2 protein-coding genes are annotated in these 1,014 nt (G+C 71.3%); both read right to left on the bottom strand.

The genetic code is table 11. The features are described 5' to 3' along the window. Positions 1 to 597: carboxypeptidase regulatory-like domain-containing protein (locus D7V97_RS43300; RefSeq protein WP_120616298.1), on the bottom strand; the 597-nt coding region annotated here is incomplete at its 3' end. Next, the gene (locus tag D7V97_RS43295; protein WP_233583624.1) at positions 597 to 971 is read right to left on the bottom strand and encodes a hypothetical protein; all 375 of its coding nucleotides are present in this window, start codon (positions 969 to 971) and stop codon (positions 597 to 599) included. The genes D7V97_RS43295 and D7V97_RS43300, both read right to left, overlap by 1 nt. Between the last annotated feature and the right edge of the window lie 43 nt (positions 972 to 1,014).

Raw genomic sequence — 1,014 nt, 5'->3', positions numbered from 1 at the left:
GTCATCGCCCCCGCCGCCCCCGTCGTCCGAGGGCAGTGTGATGGCGCGGACCAGCTCCTCGCCCTCGCGGACGCAGACCTCCTGCTCCACGTCCTCCAGGTCCCGGGCCTTCACCTCCAGCGTGTAGCAGCCGGCGGGCAGCGGGCCCACGCGCACCTCGCCGCTCTGGGTGTTGACCTTCACGCTGTCGAAGCCCGTGCCGTCCACCTCCACCTCCACGTCGGAGGGGACGGCGCCCGTCTCGTCCGACGCGCGCACGGTGATGAAGGCTCCGGGCCCCGCCTGGATGTCGCCCACGTCCGTGATGCGGGCCCCCTGCGCCACCACGGACGTGCGCGTCGCATGCGTGCGGGAGGCCACCACGAACAGCTCCAGCGCGGTCGCGGGCACGTCGCCCAATTCGAAGCGGCCGTCCTTGTCCACCGACGCGCGCAGCTCGGAGCGCCCCAGGACGCTGACGCGCGCCACGTCGGCCTCCGCGCCGAGGATGCGCCCTCGCACCGTGCCCGTCTGCAGCGGTGTGTTCTCGAAGCCACCACAGGCGGCCAGCGTCAACGCCAGCGCCCAGACGGCCCTTCCGCAGCTTGGGTTGCGCATCAGAAGCGGTACCCTCCGGCCAGCATCAGGCCTCCAAATCCCACCGTGCGCGTCTGCCCGTCCACCGGGACATAGGCCCAGAGCAACTGCGTCCGCGCTTCCACGACCCATGCCGGAGTGAAGCGCCACGACACGGCGGCCATCCATCCTGGCCACGCCGTGAGATAGCGCTCATTCCTTTGCAGCAGGTCCAGTTGGAAGGAGCGCTCCAACCACAACGCGGCCACACGCGGGCCCGTCGAAAGTCCCAGCCGGCCCCACGTCCACGTCGGCCCCAGGGCCACGCCCATCAGCACCGTGCGGTGGCGCACCGGCACCAGCCCGCCCGGATCCAACCGCAACGACTGGCGCCCCTGCCCCGCCGCCACGTCCACCCAGAGGTCCAGCCTCCCGTCCAGGAGCTGTCTCTTATAAACA

The sequence above is a fragment of the Corallococcus sp. CA053C genome, assembly GCF_003611675.1.
GTDB lineage: Bacteria > Myxococcota > Myxococcia > Myxococcales > Myxococcaceae > Corallococcus.
The sequence above is the reverse complement of the archived record's forward strand: the minus strand, read 5'-3'. Positions and strand labels throughout refer to the sequence as shown.